Origin of the sequence: Pseudomonas sp. GM_Psu_1 (genome assembly GCF_026544185.1) — a bacterium.
Lineage (GTDB): Bacteria > Pseudomonadota > Gammaproteobacteria > Pseudomonadales > Pseudomonadaceae > Chryseomonas > Chryseomonas oryzihabitans.
In genome coordinates, this window is the sequence record NZ_JALNUX010000001.1 from 79,463 (window position 1) to 100,493 (window position 21,031).

Genomic DNA, 21,031 nt, shown 5'->3' on the forward strand with positions numbered 1-21,031 from the left:
GTCCTCTGGTGTCGGCATAATAGTTGTTTTCACTGGCATGCTTTGTGCCGACAAAAAGCGGGCAAAGTATAGGGGCGCGTCTGGAGTGGTTCAAGCCACCCCGGACAGATTGCCGCCCAGCCTTGCAGGCATTTGTGTCAGCGAATGTGCGCCAGTACGCCTTGAAGTTCGTCCAAAGAGGTGTAACGGATCACCAGTTGACCCTTGCCTTTCTCGCCATGGCGGATCTGCACGTTGGCGCCCAAACGTTCGGCCAGACGCTGCTCCAGCCGGCTGATGTCCGGATCCACCGCAGGCGCCTTCTCGACCGGCTCCGCGCCGCTGAGCCACTGGCGCACCAGGGCTTCGGTCTGGCGGACGGTGAGCCCCCGTGCGACAACGTGCCGCGCCCCTTCGGCCTGGCGGGCCTTGGGCAGGCCGAGCAGGGCGCGGGCATGGCCCATCTCCAGCTCGCCCCTGGCCAGCAGGTCCTTGGCGTCTTCGGCCAGGGCCAGCAGGCGCAGCAGGTTGGTCACGCCCGAGCGCGACTTGCCGACGGCTTCGGCCACCTGGGCCTGGGTCAGCTCGAATTCGTCCTGCAACCGCTGCAGGGCCATGGCCTCTTCCAGCGGATTGAGGTTCTGCCGCTGGATGTTCTCGATCAGCGCCAGGGCGATAGCCACCTGGTCGGGCACATCGCGCACCAGCGCGGGGATGCGGTCCAGGCCGGCCTGCTGGCTGGCGCGCCAGCGGCGTTCACCGGCGATGATCTCGTAACGGCCTTCGCCGATGGCACGCACCACGATGGGCTGCATCAGCCCCTGGACGCGAATGGAGTTGGCCAGCTCTTCCAGAGCGGTCGGATCCATGTGCCGGCGCGGCTGGTACTTGCCGCGCTGGATGATGTCCACCGGCAGCGATTGCAGTTCGCTGACCGGGGTGGCGGCGGCCTGCTCCTGCAGGACCTTGACGCTGGCACCGCCGAGCAGGGCGTCGAGACCGCGGCCCAGACCTCGTTTCTTCACAGCCATGGGGATTCCTTAGGCAGTCTTGGCGACGCGAGCCGCCTTGCGCTGACGTTTGACCAGCTCGCTGGCCAGCTCCAGATAGGCCGCGGCCCCCTTGGAGCTCTTGTCGTAGACCAGCGCGGGCATGCCGTAGCTGGGGGCTTCGGCCAGGCGGACGTTGCGCGGAATGATGGTTTCGTAGAGCTCGTCGCCGAAGTGCTGCTTGAGCTGGGCGGCGACGTCGTTGGCCAGGCCGATGCGCGGATCGAACATGGTGCGCAGCAGCCCTTCGATCTTCAGCTGCGGATTCAGCCGCTGGGCGATGTGCTGGATGCTGCCGATCAGATCGGTCAGGCCTTCCAGGGCGAAGTATTCGCACTGCATGGGAATGATCACGCCATCGGCGGCCACCAGGCCGTTGATGGTCAGCATGGACAGCGACGGCGGGCAGTCGATGAGCACGTAGTCGTAATTGTCCCGCACCGGGGCCAGGGCATCGCGCAAGCGGCTCTCGCGCCCGCTCATCTCCAGCAGCTCGACTTCCGCGGCGGTGACGTCGCGGTTCGAGGGCAGCAGCTGGTAGCCGCCGTGCTCGGAAAAGTGCATGGCGTCGAGCAGGCCGCAGGCGCCGGTGAGGACGTCCAGCACCGAATGCTCCAGGGCATGCTTGTCCACCCCGCTGCCCATGGTGGCGTTACCCTGGGGATCGAGGTCGATCAGCAGCACCTTGCGCCGGTTGGTGGCGGCCAGAGAAGCGGCGAGATTGATGCACGTCGTGGTCTTGCCCACCCCGCCCTTCTGGTTGGCTATCGCGTAAACCTTGGCCATGTACCGCCTTACCCCTCTCCGTTCGTGCGGCGCAGTATCAGCAAGTGCCGCTGGCCTTGGCAACCGGGAACCGCGAGGACGTGCGCCGCCGCAACCCGGAAATCCGCTGGTAGCTTGGCCAGCTCGTCGTCGGGGTGCAGCCCCTTCATCGCCAGCCACTGTGTTTGGTTGTCGCCCAGGTGGCGCGTCCAGGTGGCGAAGTCGTCGATGGCGCTGAACGCCCGCGAGACGATGCCGGTGAAGGGCGCGGCGGGCTGGTAGGCCTCGACGCGGGCATGCACCACCTCGAGATTGGCCAGCCCCAGCTCGATCCTGGCCTGGGTCAGGAAGCGCGTCTTCTTGCCGTTGCTGTCGAGCAGGGTGAAGCGCGACTCCGGAAAGAGGATCGCCAGGGGAATGCCCGGCATGCCGCCGCCGCTGCCCACGTCCAGCCAGTGCCCGGCGCCCACGTAGGGGACGATGCTGAGGCTGTCCAGCAGGTGCCGCGAGACCATCTCGTTGGGATCGCGCACCGCGGTGAGGTTGTAGGCCTTGTTCCACTTGACCAGCAGGTCGAGGTAGCCCAGCAGGCGCTCTTCCACGGCGGTGGACAGCGCCACGCCGAGCGTCTCGGCGCCCTGGCGCAGTTCGTTGGCTTGAATCGCGCTGGCCATCAGGCGCTGTGCTCCAGGCTGCGACCGGCGCTGCGCTTCTTCAGGTGGATCAGCAGCAGCGAGACCGCCGCCGGGGTGACCCCGGGAATGCGCGAGGCCTGACCGAGGGTTTCGGGGCGGGCCTGGGCCAGCTTGTGCTGAATCTCCTTGGACAGGCCGGAGATGCTGGCGTAGTCCAGCTCGGCGGGCAGCGCCACGGCGTCGCTGGCGCGCAGCCGCTGGATCTCGTCCTGCTGGCGATCGATGTAGCCGGCGTACTTGGTCTTGATCTCGATCTGCTCGGCGACTTGGGTCTCGGCCGGCGTTTCGCCCACCGCGGCCATCAGGCCGGCGTAGTCGATCTCCGGGCGGGCCAGCAGATTCTGCAGGTTGTATTCGTGGTTGAGCGGGGTGCCGAAGCGTTCGGCCACCGCCGTGCCCTGGGGCGTGCCCGGACGGATCCAGGTCGCCTTGAGGCGCTGCTCTTCCAGGGCGATGCCCTCGCGCTTGGCTTCGAACAGCGCCCAGCGCTGATCGTCCACCAGGCCCAGCTCGCGACCCTTCTCGGTCAGGCGCAGGTCGGCGTTGTCTTCGCGCAGGATCAGCCGGTATTCGGCGCGCGAGGTAAACATCCGATAGGGCTCCTGGGTGCCCAGGGTGATGAGGTCGTCCACCAGCACGCCGAGGTAGGCCTCGTCGCGGCGCGGACACCAGGCCTCGCGGCCCTGGGCGCGCAACGCGGCGTTGGCACCGGCGAGCAGCCCCTGGGCGCCGGCTTCTTCGTAGCCGGTGGTGCCATTGATCTGGCCGGCAAAGAACAGGCCGGCGATGACCTTGGTTTCCAGGCTGTACTTGAGATCCCGCGGATCGAAGAAGTCGTATTCGATGGCGTAGCCGGGTCGCAGGATGTGGGCGTTCTCCATGCCGCGCATGGAGCGCACCACCTCGAGCTGCACATCGAAGGGCAGCGAGGTGGAGATGCCGTTGGGATAGAGCTCGTGGGTGGTCAGACCCTCGGGCTCGAGAAAGACCTGATGGCTGTCCTTGTCGGCGAAGCGGTGGATCTTGTCTTCGATGGACGGACAGTAGCGCGGCCCTACTCCTTCGATCACGCCGGAGTACATGGGCGAACGATCCAGGTTGGCGCGGATGATGTCGTGGGTGCGGGCATTGGTGTGGGTGATCCAGCAGCTGACCTGCGCCGGATGCTGCTCGCGATTGCCGAGGAAGGACATCACCGGCAAGGGAGTGTCGCCAGGCTGCTCGGTCATCACCGAGAAGTCCACCGAGCGGCCGTCGATGCGCGGCGGCGTGCCGGTCTTCAGTCGCGATACCCGCAGCGGCAGTTCACGCAGACGCTGGGCCAGGGCGATGGCCGGCGGGTCTCCGGCTCGTCCACCGCTGTGGTTCTGCAGACCGATGTGGATAAGACCACCGAGGAAGGTCCCGGCAGTGAGCACCACGTTGTCGGCATGGAATTTCAGGCCCATCTGGGTGATCACGCCGGCGACGCGATCGCCTTCGACGATGAGGTCGTCGCAGGCCTGCTGGAATATCCACAGGTTCGGCTGATTTTCCAGCGTGTAGCGGATGGCCGCCTTGTACAGCACGCGATCAGCCTGGGCGCGAGTAGCGCGCACGGCAGGTCCCTTGCGGCTGTTGAGAATGCGGAACTGGATGCCGGCGAGATCCGTGGCCGCGGCCATGGCGCCGCCCAGGGCATCGATCTCCTTGACCAGATGGCTCTTGCCGATGCCGCCGATGGCGGGGTTGCAGCTCATCTGGCCGAGAGTTTCCACATTATGCGTGAGCAGCAGGGTGCGCACACCCATGCGAGCGGCCGCCAGGGCCGCTTCGGTACCGGCATGGCCGCCGCCGATCACGATGACGTCGAAACGGGAAGGAAAGTCCACCACGCACCTCGTGCCTGTTGGCAGGAATTCAAAGGAAAGCCGGCAAGTATAAGGCCTGGACGTCGCTTGCAGAAGGGGGCTCTGGCCAAAAAATGATCAGCCGGCCTGGCAGACACCCAATATAAACAATAGGGAAGAAAGTTTTAAAAGGACTGATATAGAGCTTATGTATATGCAGGCCCTTCGCTGTGGATAAGCTTATGCAGCCCTCGTCAGCGCTGGGCTGGGGAAAACCTGAACCCCGTGTACGTCTTGTGCTGTGGATGAATACAAGCTCTCAGCATCCTGTGGACCCTTTGCCCGCTTATCCACAACGCCAGTCATGGACAGTTCGTGCACCGATTTATGGGCAGACCTCAGGCAGGGTTATCAACAGGACTCTGGAAAGGGGAGATGAGGACAGCCAAGGCCTGCGTTGCACAGGCCGGGAACGGCGGAAGGGAGGCTATTTGCCGATGCAGAAGCTGGAGAAGATGCGCCCGAGCAGGTCGTCGGAGCTGAAGGCGCCGGTGATCTCGCCAAGCACCTGCTGGGCCTGGCGCAGGTCTTCGGCCAGCAGCTCGCCGGAGCCGGCCAGGGTGAGTTGGCGATAGCCGTGGTCCAGGGCGCTGGCGGCCCGCTGTAGGGCATCCAGATGGCGGCGGCGGGCGCTGAAGCCGCCTTCGGTGGTCTGTTCGAAGCCCATGCAGGCCTTGAGATGCTCGCGCAGGGCTTCGATACCGGCGCCATCGGTGGCGCTGAGACTGATCTCGACCGGCTCGGTCGCCAGCAGCCCGGTGGGCTCACCGGTGAGGTCGGCCTTGTTGCGGATCACCGTCAGCTTGTCCAGCGGCGGCCGGGTGCTCAGCAGTTCCGGCCAGAGCGCCTGGGGATCCCGGGCTTCCGGAGCGCTGGCGTCCACCACCAGCAGCACCCGGTCGGCGCCGGCAATGGCATCCAGGGCGCGCTGGACCCCGATCTGCTCGACCCGGTCGCTGGTGTCGCGCAGCCCGGCGGTATCGACCACATGCAGCGGCATGCCATCGAGGTGGATATGTTCGCGCAGGACATCCCGGGTGGTGCCGGCGATGTCGGTGACGATGGCGGCCTCACGCCCGGCCAGGGCGTTGAGCAGGCTGGACTTGCCTGCATTGGGGCGACCGGCGATCACCACGGTCATGCCGTCGCGCAGCAGGGCGCCGCGGTTGGCTTCGCGCTGGACCTCGTGCAGTTCGGCCTGGACGCCCTCCAGCAGGCCCTGGACCCGGCCATCGGCGAGGAAGTCGATCTCTTCCTCGGGAAAGTCGATGGCCGCCTCGACATAGATGCGCAGGCGGATCAGCTGTTCGACCAGGCTCTCCACCCGGCGCGAGAATTCGCCCTGCAGCGAACGCAGGGCATTGCGCGCCGCCTGTTCGGTGCTGGCCTCGATGAGGTCGGCGATGGCTTCGGCCTGGGCCAGGTCGAGCTTGTCGTTGAGAAAGGCGCGTTCGCTGAATTCACCCGGGCGGGCCAGGCGCGCACCCTCTTCCAGGGTGCGGCGCAGCAGCAGGTCGAGGATCACCGGGCCGCCATGGCCCTGGAGTTCCAGCACGTCTTCGCCGGTGAAGGAGTTGGGACCGGGAAAGAACAGCGCGATGCCGGCGTCCAGCACGCTGCCGTCGGCGGCGAGGAAGTTGCCGTAGTGGGCATGCCGAGGCGGCAGCTCGCGGCCGCAGATCGCCCGCGCCAGCGGGGCGGCCAGGGGACCGGAGACGCGGACGATGCCGACCCCGCCGCGCCCGGTGGCGGTGGCGATGGCGGCGATGCTGTCGGAAGGCAGGGACATGACGATCCTCCAGAAAGCACGACGCCCCAATCAAGGGGCGTCGTGTGGACAGGGTGAGCGGGGTCAGGCCTTCTTGCTGGCCGCCTCGATCTTCCGGGTAATGTACCACTGCTGCAGGATCGACAGGCAGTTGTTGACGATCCAGTACAGCACCAGACCGGCCGGGAACCACAGGAAGAAGAAGGTGAAGATGATCGGCATCATCTTCATGACCTTGGCCTGCATGGGATCCGGCGGTGCCGGGTTCAGCATCTGCTGCACCAGCATGGTACCGCCCATGATGATCGGCAGGATGAAGAAGGGATCCTTGGCCGACAGGTCGGTGATCCAGAACATCCAGGGCGACTGGCGCATCTCGACGCTTTCCAGCAGCACCCAGTACAGCGCCAGGAACACCGGCATCTGCACCACGATGGGCAGGCAGCCACCCAGGGGATTGATCTTCTCCTTGCGGTACAGCTCCATCATCGCCTGGGACATCTTCTGGCGATCGTCGCCATACTGTTCCTTCAGCGCCTGCAGTCGCGGGCCGACGGCACGCATGCGCGCCATGGAACGGTAGCTGGCGGCGGACAGCGGGAAGAACAGCATCTTGATGATGATGGTCAGGACGATGATCGACCAGCCCCAGTTACCCAGGATGCTGTGGATATGCTGCAGCAGCCAGAAGATCGGCTGGGCGATGAACCACAGGAAGCCGTAGTCGACGGTCAGTTCCAGGCCGTGGGACAGGGTCTTGAGGTGCTCCTGGATCTTCGGACCGGCATAGAGGGTCAGCGAGGTCTCGCCCTTGCCACCCGCCGGCACGCTGAACTGCGGACCGGTGAAGCCGACGATGTAGTTGCCCTGGGCATCCTTGCGGGTGGTGATCTGGTGCTGCTCATCCTTGTTCGGCACCCAGGCGGTGACGAAGTAGTGCTGCAGCCAACCCACCCAGCCGCCCTGCACGGATTCCTGCAGGCGGTTCTTGTCCATGTCGCTCATGGACACCTTGCGGTAGGGCTCGGCCGGGGTGCCGACCGCGGCGCCCAGGTAGGTGGACACGCCGGTGGCGGTGGTGGCCGAGGGATCGCCGCTCTTGTCACGCTTGAGCTGGGCGTAGAGCACGCCGTTCCAGGCGTTGGCGCTGTGGTTGTCGATCAGGTAGCTGACCTGGATCTGGTAGGCGTCCGGATTGATGCAGGTGATCTTCTTCTGCGCCTTCTCGGCGTCCGAACAATCGACCTTCAGGCCCCGGTGGAAGGTGAATCTCTTGGTGTAGTCCACGCCATTGGCCTGGTACTTGAGATCCACCACCAGTTGCGGCTGGCCATCGGCGAGCACGTAGCTGGACTGCGCCGAGGTGTACAGCGGACGACCGGCGCTGTTGGCGTCGGGTCCGTTGGCACCGGTCAGGCCGCTCTGGGCCAGATAGAGACGCTCGTTGCCGTTGTCGAACAGCATGAAGGGAACGTCGGGGTGGTCCTGGCGACGGGGGTACTGCACCAGTCCGAGCTGGACGATGTCACCACCGCGCGGATCGATGGCCAGATCCAGGACGTCGGTACGCACCTTGATGAGCGCGGTGCTCGGTTGGGCGGCCGAGTTGTCCACTGGCGCCGCGGCCTTGGCATCGGCCGGTACGTCGGTGGGCACGTTGGGGGTATCGCCCGGCAGGACGCTGGTCTGCGTCTTGGCCGTGGGCAGATCGGCCTGGCCGTAATCCTTGTTCCACTGGAAAACCAGGGTGTAGGACACGATCGCCAAGGCGGCAATGAGTAGCGGGCGCTTGATATCCATGTTTACTCGGCCATCGAAGAGGTCGGGGCTGGGTTCTTTGCGGGAGGAACGGGATCATATCCGCCTGAGTGCCAGGGATGGCACCGGCACAGTCGCCGTGTGGTCAGCCAGCCACCACGCAGCAGCCCGTGGCGCTCGATGGCTTCGAGGGCGTAACCGGAACAGGTCGGATAGAAACGACAGTGACTGGCCATCATGGGGCTGATGGCGTAACGGTAGAAGCGAATCAGCAGCAGGGCCGGTTTACGCATGAGCACCGTCGGGACTGTCGATTGGGTGGGCAACGGTCTTGCTCGCCTGGCGATTGAGACGTTTCCACAGTTGCAGCAGCTGATCGTGCAATTCGGGATTGTCGACTTCGCCAAGTCCCTTGCGGGCGACGAAGACCAGATCGAAGCTGCCCAGGCGGTCCTGATTCAGACGGAAGGAATCCCGGATGACCCGCTTGATGCGATTGCGCTCGACAGAAAGCTTGACGCTCTTCTTGCCGATGACCAGCCCGAGGCGGGAATGGTCGAGCCCATTGGCATGGGCGAGCAGCAGCAGGTGCTTGCCGGATGCCTTGTGGGTGGGAGAGTCAAAGACCGCTTGGAACTGTTGGGAGCTCAGTAAGCGCCTGTCCCGACCGAAACCCTGACTCACCACCTGACCGGGCAATCAGATCGCCAGACGCTTGCGGCCTTTGGCACGGCGACGGGACAGAACCTGACGGCCGTTCTTGGTTGCCATACGAGCACGGAAACCGTGGACACGGGCGCGCTTCAGGGTGCTGGGTTGGAAGGTGCGTTTCATGGACTTTTACCTAGGTGAAAGCGGCAAGGCATGAGTGCCCCGCGCAAAGAGACCGGCGATTCTAGAGAAAGCCTCGGTACAGGTCAATTTCCAACCAGCACCGGCTGACAGGAGACCAGGCAAATAAAATCAACAGGTCAGAAGGTTTTAAAAGACTGTTGAAGTGAATATGTATGGTGCAGCGGATTTCTGTGGATAGATTGTGCCAGGCCAGACGGGCTCTGCTCGGAGCGGGGACGGAAAGTCTGTTTTCAACAGGTGCAGTTCGGGTGCTCTGCCTGCTGAGAGGCTGTGGATAAGCAAGGCGGTTACGCACAGTCGGATTATCCACAGCGAAAAGCCCCGGGATGTCCAGAGAGGTCAGACGGCGTTATCCACAGAGCTGACGGTCGTGAGTCCGCCCATTACCGTCGTGACGGCTATCTGCCGGGAAACTGCGCGGTCATGTGGATAACCCGGGTGGGGAGGGATACAATGGGCGTTTGCTCATGGCCCGTCCGGGCCGCTCCAGTTCTTGGGAGACGCTGTGTCGGTCGAACTCTGGCAACGTTGCGTGGATGTGCTGCGCGATGAGCTGCCTTCGCAACAATTCAATACCTGGATCCGGCCACTGCAGGTGGAAGCGGAAGGGGATGAGCTGCGGGTGTTCGCGCCCAATCGCTTCGTGCTCGACTGGGTCAACGAGAAGTACCTGAGCCGCATCCTCGAATTGCTCGAGGAACATGCCGACGACGGCATCGCCCCGGTGCTGTCCCTGTTGATCGGCAGCAAGCGCAGCAACAAGCCGCGTCCGGCGCAGACGCCAAGCAGCCAGAGCACCCCGCTGCCTCCTCCGGTGCAGGCTCCGCAACCGATCCAGTCGGACATCGTCACCGCGGGCGTCGCCCTGGAAGACGTGACCGCGGAACTGGCCGAGGCCGACGAGCCGGCGGTCAAGACCGAACGCACCGTGCAGGTGGAGGGTGCGCTCAAGCACACGAGCTACCTGAATCGCACCTTCACCTTCGAGAACTTCGTCGAGGGCAAGTCCAACCAGCTGGCCCGCGCCGCGGCCTGGCAGGTGGCGGACAATCCCAAGCACGGGTACAACCCGCTCTTCCTTTATGGGGGCGTGGGTCTGGGTAAGACCCACCTGATGCACGCGGTGGGCAACCACCTGCTCAAGCGCAATCCGAACGCCAAGATCGTCTATCTGCACTCGGAGCGCTTCGTCGCCGACATGGTCAAGGCGCTGCAGCTCAACGCCATCAACGAATTCAAGCGCTTCTACCGCTCGGTGGACGCGCTGCTGATCGACGACATCCAGTTCTTCGCCCGCAAGGAGCGTTCGCAGGAAGAGTTTTTCCACACCTTCAATGCCCTGCTCGAAGGTGGACAACAGGTGATCCTCACCAGCGACCGCTATCCCAAGGAGATCGACGGCCTGGAAGAGCGGCTCAAGTCGCGCTTCGGCTGGGGTCTCACCGTGGCGGTGGAGCCCCCGGAGCTGGAAACGCGGGTGGCGATCCTGATGAAGAAGGCCGACCAGGCCAAGGTCGACCTGCCCCACGACGCCGCCTTCTTTATTGCCCAGCGCATCCGCTCCAACGTGCGGGAACTGGAAGGCGCGCTCAAGCGGGTAATCGCCCATGCCCACTTCATGGGCCGCGACATCACCATCGAGCTGATCCGCGAATCGCTCAAGGATCTCCTGGCGCTGCAGGACAAGCTGGTCAGCATCGACAACATCCAGCGCACCGCGGCCGAGTACTACAAGATCAAGATCGCCGATCTGCTGTCCAAACGCCGCTCGCGTTCGGTCGCCCGGCCGCGGCAGGTCGCCATGGCGCTGTCCAAGGAGCTGACCAACCACAGCCTGCCGGAAATCGGCGACGCCTTTGGCGGACGCGATCACACGACGGTGTTGCACGCCTGTCGCAAGATCGCCGAACTTCGGGAATCCGACGCGGATATCCGCGAGGATTACAAGAACCTGCTGCGTACCCTGACGACCTGACGGACGCGGCCCTGGCAAGGACCTGACCATGCATTTCACCATTCAACGCGAAGCCCTGTTGAAACCGCTGCAGCTGGTGGCCGGTGTCGTGGAACGTCGGCAAACGCTGCCGGTGCTGTCCAACGTACTCCTGGTCGTGGAAGGCCAGCGGCTGTCGCTGACCGGTACCGACCTGGAAGTCGAGCTGGTTGGCCGGGTCGATCTGGAAGAAGCCGCCGAAGCCGGCGAAATCACCGTGCCGGCGCGCAAGCTGATGGATATCTGCAAGAGCCTGCAGCCCGATGCGCTGATCGACATCCGCACCGAGGAGCAGAAGCTGCTGATCCGCGCCGGACGCAGCCGTTTCACCCTGTCCACCCTGCCGGCCAACGACTTCCCCACCGTGGAGGAAGGTCCGGGTTCGCTGAAGTTCAGCATTCCCCAGGGGCGCCTGCGCCGCCTGATCGAGCGCACCGGCTTCGCCATGGCTCAGCAGGACGTGCGCTACTACCTCAACGGCATGCTGCTCGAAGCCAGCACCGGGCGCCTGCGCGCCGTGGCCACCGATGGTCACCGCCTGGCCATGTGCATGCTGGAAGCCGACGTCGACCAGGCCGAGAAGCACCAGGTCATCGTGCCGCGCAAGGGCATCCTGGAACTGTCGCGCCTGCTCACCGAGCCGGAAGAGCCGGTCAACGTGGTGCTGGGCCAGCACCATATCCGCGCCACCACCGGGGACTTCACCTTTACCTCCAAGCTGGTGGACGGCAAGTTCCCCGACTACGAGCGCGTCCTGCCGCGGCATGGCGACAAGCTGGTATTGGGCGAACGTCAGCACCTGCGCGAGGCGTTCAGCCGCACCGCCATTCTCTCCAACGAGAAGTACCGCGGTATCCGCCTGCAGCTGGAAAACGGCTTCATGAAGATCCAGGCCAACAACCCGGAGCAGGAAGAGGCCGAGGAAGAACTGCAGGTCGATTACGACGGCGGCAGCCTGGAGATCGGCTTCAACGTCAGCTACCTGCTCGACGTGCTCGGCGTGATGACCACCGACCAGGTGCGCATCACCCTGTCCGATTCCAGCAGCAGTGCGCTGTTGCAGGAGGCGGGCAACGACGATTCCTCCTATGTCGTGATGCCGATGCGCCTCTGATCGCCGCTCGATGACGCTGATCCGCTTCAACGCCGACCGCCTGCGCAATCTGCAGGCGGTCGCGCTTCAGCCCTCGCCCCGGGTCAACCTGCTGCACGGCGCCAACGGCAGCGGCAAGACCAGCCTGCTGGAAGCCATCCACCTGCTGGGCCTCGCCCGCTCCTTTCGCAGCACCAAGCTGGCGCCGGTCATCCAGCACGAGCAGGCCAGCTGCACGGTGTTCGGCCAGGTGCGGCTGCCCGGGGGCCAGGATTGCAACCTGGGCATCCAGCGCGAGCGCGGCGGCGACTATCAGATCCGCATCAATGGCGAGAATGCCCGCAGTGCGGCGCAGCTGGCCGAGGTGCTGCCGCTGCAGCTGATCAACCCTGACGGCTTCCGGCTGCTCGAAGGCAGTCCCAAGATCAGACGGCAGTTTCTCGACTGGGGCGTGTTCCACGAGGAACAGCGTTTTCTGCCCCTATGGCAACGCCTGCAAAAGGCGCTCAGGCAGCGAAATCACTGGCTCAGACGTGGTAAAATCGACCCTGCGGCGCAGGCCGCCTGGGATCAGGAACTGGCCCTGGCCAGTGCCGAGATCGATGGCTTTCGCCAGGCCTACATCCAGCGCCTGAAACCGGAATTCACCGCAGTGCTGGCCGAGCTGATCCAGCTCGACGGCCTGACCCTGAGTTACTACCGCGGCTGGGACCGCGAGCGCGATCTGCGCGAGGTGCTGGCGGACAGCCTGCCGCGGGATCTGCAGCTGGGGCATACCCAGGCCGGTCCCCAACGCGCCGACCTGCGGATCCGCATCGGCAATCACAACGCGGCGGACATCCTGTCGCGCGGCCAGCAGAAGCTGGTGGTGTGCGCACTGCGCATCGCCCAGGGGCGGCTGGTCAACCAGGTCAAGCGGGGCCAGTGCGTCTATCTCATCGACGACCTGCCCTCGGAACTGGACGAGGGACACCGGCTGGCCTTGTGCCGGCTGCTGGAGGCACTGGAGTGCCAAGTCTTCATCACCTGTGTCGAGCGCGAGACGCTACAGGCCGCCTGGCGGCCGGAGACAGAGGTCAGCGTGTTCCACGTGGAACACGGCCATATCAAGCAGACCCACACTAGCGGGAGCCAAGCATGAGCGAGACCAATACCTACGACTCTTCCAGCATCAAGGTGCTGAAGGGACTGGATGCCGTGCGCAAGCGCCCCGGCATGTACATCGGCGACACCGATGACGGCACCGGCCTGCACCACATGGTCTTCGAGGTGGTGGACAACTCCATCGACGAGGCCCTGGCCGGCTTCTGCAGCGAGATCAGCATCACCATCCACATGGACGAATCCATCACCGTGCGCGACAACGGTCGCGGCATCCCGGTGGATATCCACAAGGAAGAAGGCGTTTCCGCGGCCGAGGTCATCATGACCGTGCTGCACGCCGGCGGTAAGTTCGACGACAACACCTACAAGGTGTCCGGCGGCCTGCACGGCGTGGGCGTCTCGGTGGTGAACGCCCTGTCCGAGGAGCTGCGGCTGACCATTCGCCGCGCCGGCCAGGTGTGGGAGCAGGTCTATGTGCATGGCGTGCCCCAGGCGCCGCTGGCGGTGATCGGCGAGACCGACACCACCGGTACCCAGGTGCACTTCAAGCCGTCCGCCGAGACCTTCAGCAACATCCAGTTCAGCTGGGACATCCTGGCCAAGCGGATTCGCGAGCTGTCCTTCCTCAACTCCGGTGTCGGCATCGTCCTGCGCGACGAGCGCAGCGGCAAGGAAGAGCTGTTCAAGTACGAAGGCGGCCTGCGTGCCTTCGTCGACTACCTCAACACCAACAAGACCGCGGTGAACGAGGTGTTCCATTTCCAAGTGCAGCGCGACGACGATGGCGTCGGCGTGGAAGTGGCCCTGCAGTGGAACGACAGCTTCAACGAGAACATCCTCTGCTTCACCAACAACATTCCCCAGCGCGATGGCGGTACCCACCTGGCGGGCTTCCGCTCGGCACTGACGCGCAACCTGAACAACTACATCGAGGCCGAGGGCCTGGCCAAGAAGTTCAAGGTGGCCACCACCGGTGACGACGCCCGCGAAGGCCTGACCGCCATCATCTCGGTCAAGGTGCCGGATCCCAAGTTCTCCTCCCAGACCAAGGACAAGCTGGTCTCCTCCGAGGTGAAGACCGCTGTGGAGCAGGAGATGGGCAAGTACTTCTCCGACTTCCTGCTGGAGAATCCCAACGAGGCCAAGGCGGTGGTCGGCAAGATGATCGACGCGGCCCGGGCCCGGGAAGCGGCGCGCAAGGCGCGGGAGATGACCCGCCGCAAGGGCGCCCTGGACATCGCCGGTCTGCCCGGCAAGCTGGCGGACTGCCAGGAAAAGGACCCGGCGCTGTCCGAACTCTACATCGTGGAGGGTGACTCCGCCGGTGGTTCGGCCAAGCAGGGCCGCAACCGGCGCACCCAGGCGATCCTGCCGCTCAAGGGCAAGATCCTCAACGTCGAGAAGGCCCGCTTCGACAAGATGCTCTCCTCCCAGGAGGTGGGCACCCTGATCACCGCGCTGGGCTGCGGTATCGGTCGCGAAGAGTTCAATATCGACAAGCTGCGCTACCACAACATCATCATCATGACTGATGCTGACGTCGACGGTTCGCACATCCGTACCCTGCTGCTGACCTTCTTCTTCCGCCAGATGCCGCTGTTGATCGAGCGGGGCTACATCTACATCGCTCAGCCGCCGCTGTACAAGGTGAAGCGTGGCAAGCAGGAGCAGTACATCAAGGACGACGAGGCGATGGAGGAATACCTGACCCAGACCGCCCTCGAGGAAGCCAGCCTGCACGTCAACGAGAACGCCCCGGGCCTGTCCGGCGTGGAACTCGAGAAGCTGGTGAACAGCTATCGCCAGGTGATGAAGACCTTCAAGCGCCTGTCGCGCCTCTATCCGGCCGATGTCAGCGAGCACCTGCTGTACCTGCCCCGCGTGGGCGTGGAGCAGCTGGGTGACGAGGCGGCCATGCGCCAGTGGCTGGCCGGCCTGGAGACGCGCCTGAAGGCTGCCGAGCGCAATGGCACCACCTACACCCTGAGCCTGCGCGAAGACCGCGAGCGCAGCCTGTGGCTGCCGGAGGTCGAGACCCGTGCCCACGGCCTGTCCAGCTACGTCACCTTCAACCGGGATTTCTTCGGCAGCAACGATTACCGCCTGGTGACCGAGCTGGCCGCCCAGCTGGACAACCTGCTGGAGGAAGGCGCCTACGCCAAGCGCGGCGAACGCCGGCGCCCGGTCAGCACCTTCAAGGAGGCCTGGGAATGGCTGATGGTGGAGACCAGCAAGAGATTCAACATCCAGCGCTACAAGGGCCTGGGCGAGATGAATCCGGATCAGCTGTGGGAAACCACCATGGACCCGAACGTGCGCCGCATGCTGCAGGTGACCATCGAGGACGCCATCGCCGCCGATCAGATCTTCAACACCCTGATGGGCGACCAGGTGGAGCCGCGCCGCGACTTCATCGAGAGCAACGCCCTGGCCGTGTCGAACCTCGACGTCTGATCCCGCGGTTATGCACAAGCCCCGCCATGCGGGGCTTTTTTGTGGAAAACATTCTGCCTAGAGAACCGCAGCGTTTCGTTCCCCGGGAGTGAACGCCGTTCATCTTATAGCCAGAGGTTTTGTGGATAGTTTTCCTCAGCCGCTTTTGATCACCACAGAAAATTTGCGTAAAGAGGCCGTGCCATGCGGCATAGAGACACAGGCTATAACGGATGATCCTGTGGATAAGCCTGGGAATAAGCTTGTCGGTACTTGTGGATGAAGACTCATCCGAGGTAGCGGGCCAAAATCCGCCCACACCAAAGGCTTGATCTGGCCTGTGGATAAGCCTGTGGGAAAAGGGCGGAAAAGGGGTGGAAACAGCCAGGCCTCGCGGCCTGGCGGTCAGGCTACGCAGCGCGGGCGGGACTGGCGTCGGGCTTGGTCGCCAGAGCCTGTTCGATGAAGGCGAAGCAGCGGGCATTGAGATCGACGATGGCGCGCGGATCCTGACCCTGGGGATGGAGCAGCGGACCGATGCTGACCTTGATGGTCCCCGGCGACTTGATCCAGGAGCGATTGGGCCAGTAGGCACCGGCGTCATGGGCGATGGGCAGGATGGGCACGTTCAGGCTGCAGGCCAGGGCGGCGCCACCGCGAGAGAACTTGCCCATCTGGCCGTGATCGATGCGGGTACCCTGGGGAAAGATCAGCACCCAGCAACCCTGGGCCAGGTAGCGACCGCCCTGCTCCGTCAGCTGCTGCAGGGCCAGCTTGCCGTTGTCACGGTCGATGGCGATCGGCTTGAGCAGCGAGAAGGCCCAGCCAAAGAAGGGGATCCGCAGCAATTCGCGCTTGATCACCTGGGAGGTGGGCTCGAACTGGGCGGACAGGAAAAAGGTTTCCCAGGTGCTCTGGTGGTTGGCCACGATCACGCAGGGCTGCGCCGGGACGTTTTCCAGGCCTTCGATCTCGTAGCGGATGCCGCAGATGACCTTGGCCAGCCAGACGGCGAAACCGGTCCAGGCCTTGACCACCAGCCGATAGCGGGCGCGATAGGCGAGGAAGGGCGCGATCAGCAGGCTGACGCAGGACCAGAGGATGCCGCTGGTTCCCAGCAGCACATAGAACAACAGGGTACGCAAGAGCCGCATCAGGGCGCTTCCTCGAGCAGGTGATCAGCCACCGCGGCCAGGTCGACGAAGACCCGGGTGCCGGCTGGCAAAGGCTTGGCCAGGGTGCGTTCACCCTTGCCGGTCCGCACCAGACAGGGCGTGCAGCCAAGGGCCACGCCGGCTTCCAGATCGCGCAGGCTGTCGCCCACCACCGGCACGCCGCTCAGGTCGGCACGGCCATAGTGGTGGGCGATGGCGCGAAACAGGCCGGGCAGCGGCTTGCGGCAGTCGCAGCCCGCTTCCGGGCCATGGGGGCAGTGCAGGATCAGGTCGACCCGACCGCCCTCCTCCGCCAGCAGCCGCTGCAGTTTCTCGTGCATGGCCGTCAGGTCGTCTTCCGTGAAGTAGCCGCGGGCCAGGCCGGACTGGTTGGTGGCCACGGCCACCTGCCAACCGGCCCGGTTCAGGCGAGCGATGGCGGCGAGGCTGCCGGGCAGCGGTTGCCACTGCTCGGCGCTGCGCACGTAGTCATCGGAATCGACATTGATGACGCCATCGCGGTCCAGCACGATCAGCTTCATGCCCTAGCCCAGCACCGAGATGTCGGCGATGCCCAGGAACAGGCCACGCAGGTGGGCGAGCAGCGCATAGCGATTGGCGCGGACGCGCTCGTCCTCGGCGTTGACCAGCACCTCGTCGAAGAAGGCATCCACCGGGGCGCGCAGGCTGGCCAGGCGCTCCAGGGCTTCGCGATAACGGCGGGCTTCGGCCAGGGGCGCGGCTTCTCGCTCGGCATCGGCGATGGCCGCGGCCAGGGTGCGCTCGGCGTCGGTCTCGAACAGAGCGGCATCGGCCTGGGTGGCGACCGTGCCCTCGAACTTGCCGAGGAGGTTGGAGACGCGCTTGTTGGCGGCGGCCAGGGCTTCGGCCTCGGGCAGGCGGCGGAAGGCCTGCACGGCCTGGACGCGCTGATCGAAGTCCAGCGCCGAAGCCGGACGCAGGGCGCGTACCGCCAGGTAGGCGGCGGTGTCGACGCCTTCGTCCTCGTAGCGGGCACGCAGCCGGTCGAAGACGAAGTCCAGCACCTGCTCCTGCAGCCCCGCGGCCTTGACCCGCTCGCCGTAACCGGCGATGGCGAAGGCGACGGCGGCCGGCAGATCCAGCTCCAGGCCCTTCTCGATGAGGATGCGCAGCACCCCCAGGGCCTGACGCCGCAGGGCGAAGGGGTCCTTGCTGCCAGTGGGCAGCATGCCGATGCCAAAGATGCCGACCAGGGTGTCGAGCTTGTCGGCCAGGGCCACGGCGGCCCCGGTCAGGGTCTGCGGCAATTCGGCGCCGGCGCCGCGCGGCATGTACTGCTCGTTGAGCGCCAGGGCCACGTCGTCGGCCTCGCCGCCCTTCTTGGCGTAGTAGTAGCCGGCGATGCCCTGCATCTCCGGGAATTCGCCGACCATCTCGGTGGCCAGGTCGCACTTGGCGAGCACACCGGCGCGGTGGGCGCGCTCGGCATCACCGCCGATGCGTTCGGCGATAAAGGCGGCCAGGGCGGCGACGCGCTGGGCCTTGTCGTAGACGGTGCCGAGCTGGGCCTGGAAGACCACGTTCTTGAGGCGCTCGTTGAAGCTTTCCAGCGGCTGCTTCTGGTCCTGCTTGAAGAAGAATTCGGCGTCGGTGAGACGGGGGCGGACCACCTTCTCGTTGCCGCTGACGATCTGCGCCGGATCCTTGCTCTCCAGGTTGGCCACGGTGATGAAGCGCGGCAGGAGCTTGCCCTGGGCGTCCAGCAGGCAGAAGTACTTCTGGTTGTCCTGCATGGTGGTGATCAGGGCTTCCTGGGGCACCTCGAGGAAGCGTTCCTCGAAGGCGCAGACCAGCGGCACCGGCCATTCCACCAGGGCGGTCACCTCGTCCAGCAGCGCGGGCGGCACCACGGCGCTGCCCTGCTCCGCCGCGGCCAGTTCGGCCACGCGGGACTCGATCAGCTGACGCCGTTCGGCGAAGTCGGCCAGCACATGGGCGGCGCGCAGGTCGGCTGCATAGTGGGCCGGCGCGCTGATGCGCACGGCGTCGGGATGGTGGAAGCGATGGCCACGGGACTCACGGCCGGCGCGGCGGGTCAGGATCTCGCAGTCGATGACCTCGTCACCCAGCAGCATCACCAGCCATTGGGTCGGGCGCACGAATTCCTCGCGGCGGGCGGCCCAGCGCATGCGCTTGGGAATCGGCAGCTCGGCCAGGGAGGCTTCGACGATGCCGGGCAGCAGGCTGGCCGCCGGTTGACCGGGAATGCTCTGGGAGAATCTCAGCTTGGGACCGCTGCGGTCGATGGCGCTGATGTCGACGCCACACTTGCGGGCGAAACCCAGGGCCGCCTGGGTCGGCTGGCCATCGGCGCCAAAGGCGGCCTGGAGCGGCGGGCCGTCCAGGTTGACGCTACGTTCGGGCTGCTGGGTCTGCAGGGCTTCGACCAGCACCGCCAGACGGCGCGGCGCGGCATAGGCGCGGGCGCCGGCATAGCCGAGACCGGCCTGTTTGAGACCCTTCTCGATGCCGGCGAGAAAGCTGTCGCCAAGGGTCTTGAGCGCCTTGGGTGGCAGTTCTTCGGTACCCAGTTCGACCAGGAAATCCAGAGTGGTGCTCATCATTCGCCCTCCTTGAGCAGCGCCTGGACATCGTCGCGACCCAGGACCTCGTCACGCAGCGCGGGGCTGGCCAGCGGGAAGCCCAGCCGGGCCCGGGCCTTGAAGTAGCCCTGGGCGACGCTGCGCGCCAGGGTGCGCACGCGCAGGATGTAGCGCTGGCGCTCGGTCACCGAGATGGCCCGGCGGGCGTCCAGCAGGTTGAAGGTGTGGGAGGCCTTGAGCACCATCTCGTAGGTGGGCAGCGGCAGGTCCAGGGCGATCAGGCGATTGGCCTCGGACTCGTAGAAGTCGAACAGTTCGAACAGCTTGGGCACATTGGCGTGCTCGAAGTTGTAGGTGCTCTGCTCCACCTCGTTCTGGTGGAAGACGTCGCCGTAGGTCACGGTGCCGAAGGGGCCGTCGGCCCAGATCAGGTCATAGACCGAATCCACGCCCTGCAGGTACATGGCCAGGCGCTCCAGGCCATAGGTGATCTCGCCGGTCACCGGATAGCACTCGAGACCGCCGGCCTGCTGGAAGTAGGTGAACTGGGTGACTTCCATGCCGTTGAGCCAGACTTCCCAGCCCAGACCCCAGGCGCCCAGGGTGGGCGATTCCCAGTTGTCCTCAACGAAGCGCACGTCGTGCACCAGCGGATCCAGGCCGATGGCGGCCAGGGAGCCGAGGTAGAGCTCCTGGAAGTTGTCCGGGTTGGGCTTCAAGACCACCTGGAACTGGTAGTAGTGCTGCAGGCGATTGGGGTTCTCGCCGTAGCGGCCGTCGGTGGGGCGGCGGCTGGGCTGCACATAGGCGGCGTTCCAGGTCTCGGGACCGATGGCGCGCAGGAAGGTGGCGGTGTGGAAGGTACCGGCGCCGACTTCCATGTCATAGGGCTGGAGTACCACGCAGCCCTGCTCGGCCCAGTATTGCTGCAAGGCCAGGATCAAGTCTTGGAAGGTGCGCACGGTGGGCTTGGACTGGCTCACGAAAAATACCCGTTCGGCTGCGACGAAAAGCCGGGGAGTATAGCCGAAAGCCGGGAGGGACCGCATGGGCTCGTAGGGCTGCCCGGCGGTATTTGGCGGGGATGGCCGGCTGCGCGCTTTATCGCGGCCATGGGCCGCTCCTACAGATACGGGTTGGCCTGTAGGAGCGGCCCATGGCCGCGATAAAGGTAGCTGCTCCTACGGTAGCAGCGCCTGCGGCCTGTTAGAAACGTGCGTTCAGAGCATTCGCCATACTACCCATTCCAGAGGCGGTTATGACTCGCCTCCGCTGTCGGGCAATTGCGCTAAGGTGAGGCCTTCCCTCCTCGACCGAGTCTTTGCCATGCCGCGTTGCTTCTGGTGCACCGCCGATCCGTTGTACATCGAGTATCACGACCACGAATGGGGCGTGCCCCAGCGCGATCCGGCGGTGCTCTTCGAATTCCTCCTGCTGGAGGGCTTCCAGGCCGGACTGTCGTGGATCACCGTGCTGAAGAAGCGCGAGCGCTATCGTCAGGTGCTGCATGGCTTCGATCCCAGGCGCCTGGCGCAACTGAGCGATGCCGAGATCGCGGTGCTGATGCAGGACCCGGGCATCATCCGCAATGGCGCCAAGCTGCGCGCCGCTCGTCAGAATGCCCAGGCCTGGTTGCGCCTCGAAGACCCTGCCGGCTGGCTGTGGTCCTTTGTCGGCGGTACTCCGCGCATCAATCGTTTCCGTGATCGTAGCGAGGTGCCGGCGATCACCCCGGAAGCCGAGGCCATGAGCAAGGCGCTCAAGCGGGCCGGTTTCACCTTTGTCGGGCCGACCATCTGCTATGCCTTCATGCAGGCCATGGGCCTGGTCATGGACCATACCCTCGACTGCGACCGCCATGGCGAATTGGCGTCTGCGTCGGCAGAGCTGCAGGAAAAGTCGAATGTATAG

At 65.0% G+C, this 21,031-nt stretch carries 18 protein-coding genes; 5 read left to right on the forward strand and 13 right to left on the reverse strand.

Annotated elements, in window-relative coordinates:
* Window positions 1-137: 137 nt before the first annotated feature.
* From OXS31_RS00385 to rpmH, 9 genes are all read right to left on the reverse strand, one after another.
* The gene (locus tag OXS31_RS00385; protein ID WP_027600502.1) at window positions 138-1,010 is read right to left on the reverse strand and encodes a ParB/RepB/Spo0J family partition protein; all 873 of its coding nucleotides are present in this window, start codon (window positions 1,008-1,010) and stop codon (window positions 138-140) included.
* A 9-nt stretch (window positions 1,011-1,019) separates the two neighbouring features.
* Window positions 1,020-1,814, reverse strand: coding sequence for a ParA family protein (locus OXS31_RS00390; protein ID WP_007160127.1), 795 nt, complete (start codon window positions 1,812-1,814; stop codon window positions 1,020-1,022).
* An 8-nt stretch (window positions 1,815-1,822) separates the two neighbouring features.
* Window positions 1,823-2,467 carry a 16S rRNA (guanine(527)-N(7))-methyltransferase RsmG gene (rsmG, locus tag OXS31_RS00395; RefSeq protein ID WP_058792147.1) on the reverse strand — a complete coding sequence of 215 codons (645 nt, stop codon included), beginning with the start codon at window positions 2,465-2,467 and terminating at the stop codon, window positions 1,823-1,825.
* Window positions 2,467-4,359, reverse strand: coding sequence for a tRNA uridine-5-carboxymethylaminomethyl(34) synthesis enzyme MnmG (gene mnmG, locus OXS31_RS00400; protein ID WP_027600505.1), 1,893 nt, complete (start codon window positions 4,357-4,359; stop codon window positions 2,467-2,469). Before mnmG ends, rsmG begins: the two co-directional genes overlap by 1 nt.
* 445 nt (window positions 4,360-4,804) lie before the next feature.
* Window positions 4,805-6,166 carry a tRNA uridine-5-carboxymethylaminomethyl(34) synthesis GTPase MnmE gene (mnmE, locus tag OXS31_RS00405; RefSeq protein ID WP_042134974.1) on the reverse strand — a complete coding sequence of 454 codons (1,362 nt, stop codon included), beginning with the start codon at window positions 6,164-6,166 and terminating at the stop codon, window positions 4,805-4,807.
* A 63-nt stretch (window positions 6,167-6,229) separates the two neighbouring features.
* Complete coding sequence (gene yidC / locus OXS31_RS00410) at window positions 6,230-7,945, reverse strand: membrane protein insertase YidC (protein ID WP_027598723.1); 1,716 nt, start codon at window positions 7,943-7,945, stop codon at window positions 6,230-6,232.
* A 2-nt stretch (window positions 7,946-7,947) separates the two neighbouring features.
* Window positions 7,948-8,196, reverse strand: a complete 249-nt coding sequence (gene yidD, locus OXS31_RS00415; protein WP_007160132.1) for a membrane protein insertion efficiency factor YidD — start codon at window positions 8,194-8,196, stop codon at window positions 7,948-7,950.
* Window positions 8,189-8,590, reverse strand: coding sequence for a ribonuclease P protein component (gene rnpA / locus OXS31_RS00420; RefSeq protein WP_007160133.1), 402 nt, complete (start codon window positions 8,588-8,590; stop codon window positions 8,189-8,191). The genes yidD and rnpA overlap by 8 nt, the downstream gene beginning before the upstream one ends.
* Before the next feature lie 12 nt (window positions 8,591-8,602).
* Complete coding sequence (rpmH, locus tag OXS31_RS00425; RefSeq protein ID WP_007160134.1) at window positions 8,603-8,737, reverse strand: 50S ribosomal protein L34; 135 nt, start codon at window positions 8,735-8,737, stop codon at window positions 8,603-8,605.
* Window positions 8,738-9,263: 526 nt separating this feature from the next.
* Between rpmH and dnaA the strand changes: the two genes are divergently transcribed.
* Genes dnaA through gyrB form a run of 4 tightly spaced genes read left to right on the forward strand, consistent with a single transcriptional unit; the run spans window position 9,264 to window position 15,402 of the window.
* Complete coding sequence (dnaA, locus tag OXS31_RS00430; protein ID WP_007160135.1) at window positions 9,264-10,733, forward strand: chromosomal replication initiator protein DnaA; 1,470 nt, start codon at window positions 9,264-9,266, stop codon at window positions 10,731-10,733.
* Between the two features lie 28 nt (window positions 10,734-10,761).
* Window positions 10,762-11,865 (forward strand): DNA polymerase III subunit beta, encoded by a 1,104-nt coding sequence (gene dnaN, locus OXS31_RS00435; RefSeq protein WP_007160136.1) that lies wholly within the window; start codon window positions 10,762-10,764, stop codon window positions 11,863-11,865.
* Window positions 11,866-11,875: 10 nt separating this feature from the next.
* The gene (gene recF, locus OXS31_RS00440; protein WP_007160137.1) at window positions 11,876-12,985 is read left to right on the forward strand and encodes a DNA replication/repair protein RecF; all 1,110 of its coding nucleotides are present in this window, start codon (window positions 11,876-11,878) and stop codon (window positions 12,983-12,985) included.
* Window positions 12,982-15,402 (forward strand): DNA topoisomerase (ATP-hydrolyzing) subunit B, encoded by a 2,421-nt coding sequence (gyrB, locus tag OXS31_RS00445; RefSeq protein WP_027598724.1) that lies wholly within the window; start codon window positions 12,982-12,984, stop codon window positions 15,400-15,402. Before recF ends, gyrB begins: the two co-directional genes overlap by 4 nt.
* Window positions 15,403-15,791: 389 nt before the next feature.
* Here gyrB and OXS31_RS00450 read toward each other — a convergent pair whose 3' ends face one another.
* The 4 genes from OXS31_RS00450 to glyQ are packed head-to-tail and all read right to left on the reverse strand — an operon-like array spanning window position 15,792 to window position 20,103.
* A complete protein-coding gene (locus OXS31_RS00450) occupies window positions 15,792-16,535 on the reverse strand; it encodes a lysophospholipid acyltransferase family protein (RefSeq protein WP_027598725.1) in 744 nt (247 codons plus the stop codon).
* Window positions 16,535-17,077, reverse strand: coding sequence for a D-glycero-beta-D-manno-heptose 1,7-bisphosphate 7-phosphatase (gene gmhB / locus OXS31_RS00455; protein ID WP_027598726.1), 543 nt, complete (start codon window positions 17,075-17,077; stop codon window positions 16,535-16,537). Before gmhB ends, OXS31_RS00450 begins: the two co-directional genes overlap by 1 nt.
* A 3-nt stretch (window positions 17,078-17,080) precedes the next feature.
* Window positions 17,081-19,138 (reverse strand): glycine--tRNA ligase subunit beta, encoded by a 2,058-nt coding sequence (glyS, locus tag OXS31_RS00460; RefSeq protein ID WP_027598727.1) that lies wholly within the window; start codon window positions 19,136-19,138, stop codon window positions 17,081-17,083.
* A complete protein-coding gene (gene glyQ, locus OXS31_RS00465; RefSeq protein ID WP_027598728.1) occupies window positions 19,138-20,103 on the reverse strand; it encodes a glycine--tRNA ligase subunit alpha in 966 nt (321 codons plus the stop codon). Before glyQ ends, glyS begins: the two co-directional genes overlap by 1 nt.
* Before the next feature lie 343 nt (window positions 20,104-20,446).
* On the opposite strand from glyQ, the gene OXS31_RS00470 reads away from it, so the two are divergent.
* Window positions 20,447-21,031, forward strand: coding sequence for a DNA-3-methyladenine glycosylase I (locus tag OXS31_RS00470; protein WP_027598729.1), 585 nt, complete (start codon window positions 20,447-20,449; stop codon window positions 21,029-21,031).

Coding starts and splice junctions, on each gene's coding strand:
- OXS31_RS00385 (WP_027600502.1), bottom strand. CDS start 1,010: ATGGCTGTGAAGAAACGAGGTCTGGGCCGCGGTCTCGACGCCCTGCTC.
- OXS31_RS00390 (WP_007160127.1), bottom strand. CDS start 1,814: ATGGCCAAGGTTTACGCGATAGCCAACCAGAAGGGCGGGGTGGGCAAG.
- rsmG (WP_058792147.1), bottom strand. CDS start 2,467: ATGGCCAGCGCGATTCAAGCCAACGAACTGCGCCAGGGCGCCGAGACG.
- mnmE (WP_042134974.1), bottom strand. CDS start 6,166: ATGTCCCTGCCTTCCGACAGCATCGCCGCCATCGCCACCGCCACCGGG.
- yidC (WP_027598723.1), bottom strand. CDS start 7,945: ATGGATATCAAGCGCCCGCTACTCATTGCCGCCTTGGCGATCGTGTCC.
- yidD (WP_007160132.1), bottom strand. CDS start 8,196: ATGCGTAAACCGGCCCTGCTGCTGATTCGCTTCTACCGTTACGCCATC.
- rpmH (WP_007160134.1), bottom strand. CDS start 8,737: ATGAAACGCACCTTCCAACCCAGCACCCTGAAGCGCGCCCGTGTCCAC.
- dnaN (WP_007160136.1), top strand. CDS start 10,762: ATGCATTTCACCATTCAACGCGAAGCCCTGTTGAAACCGCTGCAGCTG.
- recF (WP_007160137.1), top strand. CDS start 11,876: ATGACGCTGATCCGCTTCAACGCCGACCGCCTGCGCAATCTGCAGGCG.
- gyrB (WP_027598724.1), top strand. CDS start 12,982: ATGAGCGAGACCAATACCTACGACTCTTCCAGCATCAAGGTGCTGAAG.
- OXS31_RS00450 (WP_027598725.1), bottom strand. CDS start 16,535: ATGCGGCTCTTGCGTACCCTGTTGTTCTATGTGCTGCTGGGAACCAGC.
- gmhB (WP_027598726.1), bottom strand. CDS start 17,077: ATGAAGCTGATCGTGCTGGACCGCGATGGCGTCATCAATGTCGATTCC.
- glyS (WP_027598727.1), bottom strand. CDS start 19,138: ATGAGCACCACTCTGGATTTCCTGGTCGAACTGGGTACCGAAGAACTG.
- OXS31_RS00470 (WP_027598729.1), top strand. CDS start 20,447: ATGCCGCGTTGCTTCTGGTGCACCGCCGATCCGTTGTACATCGAGTAT.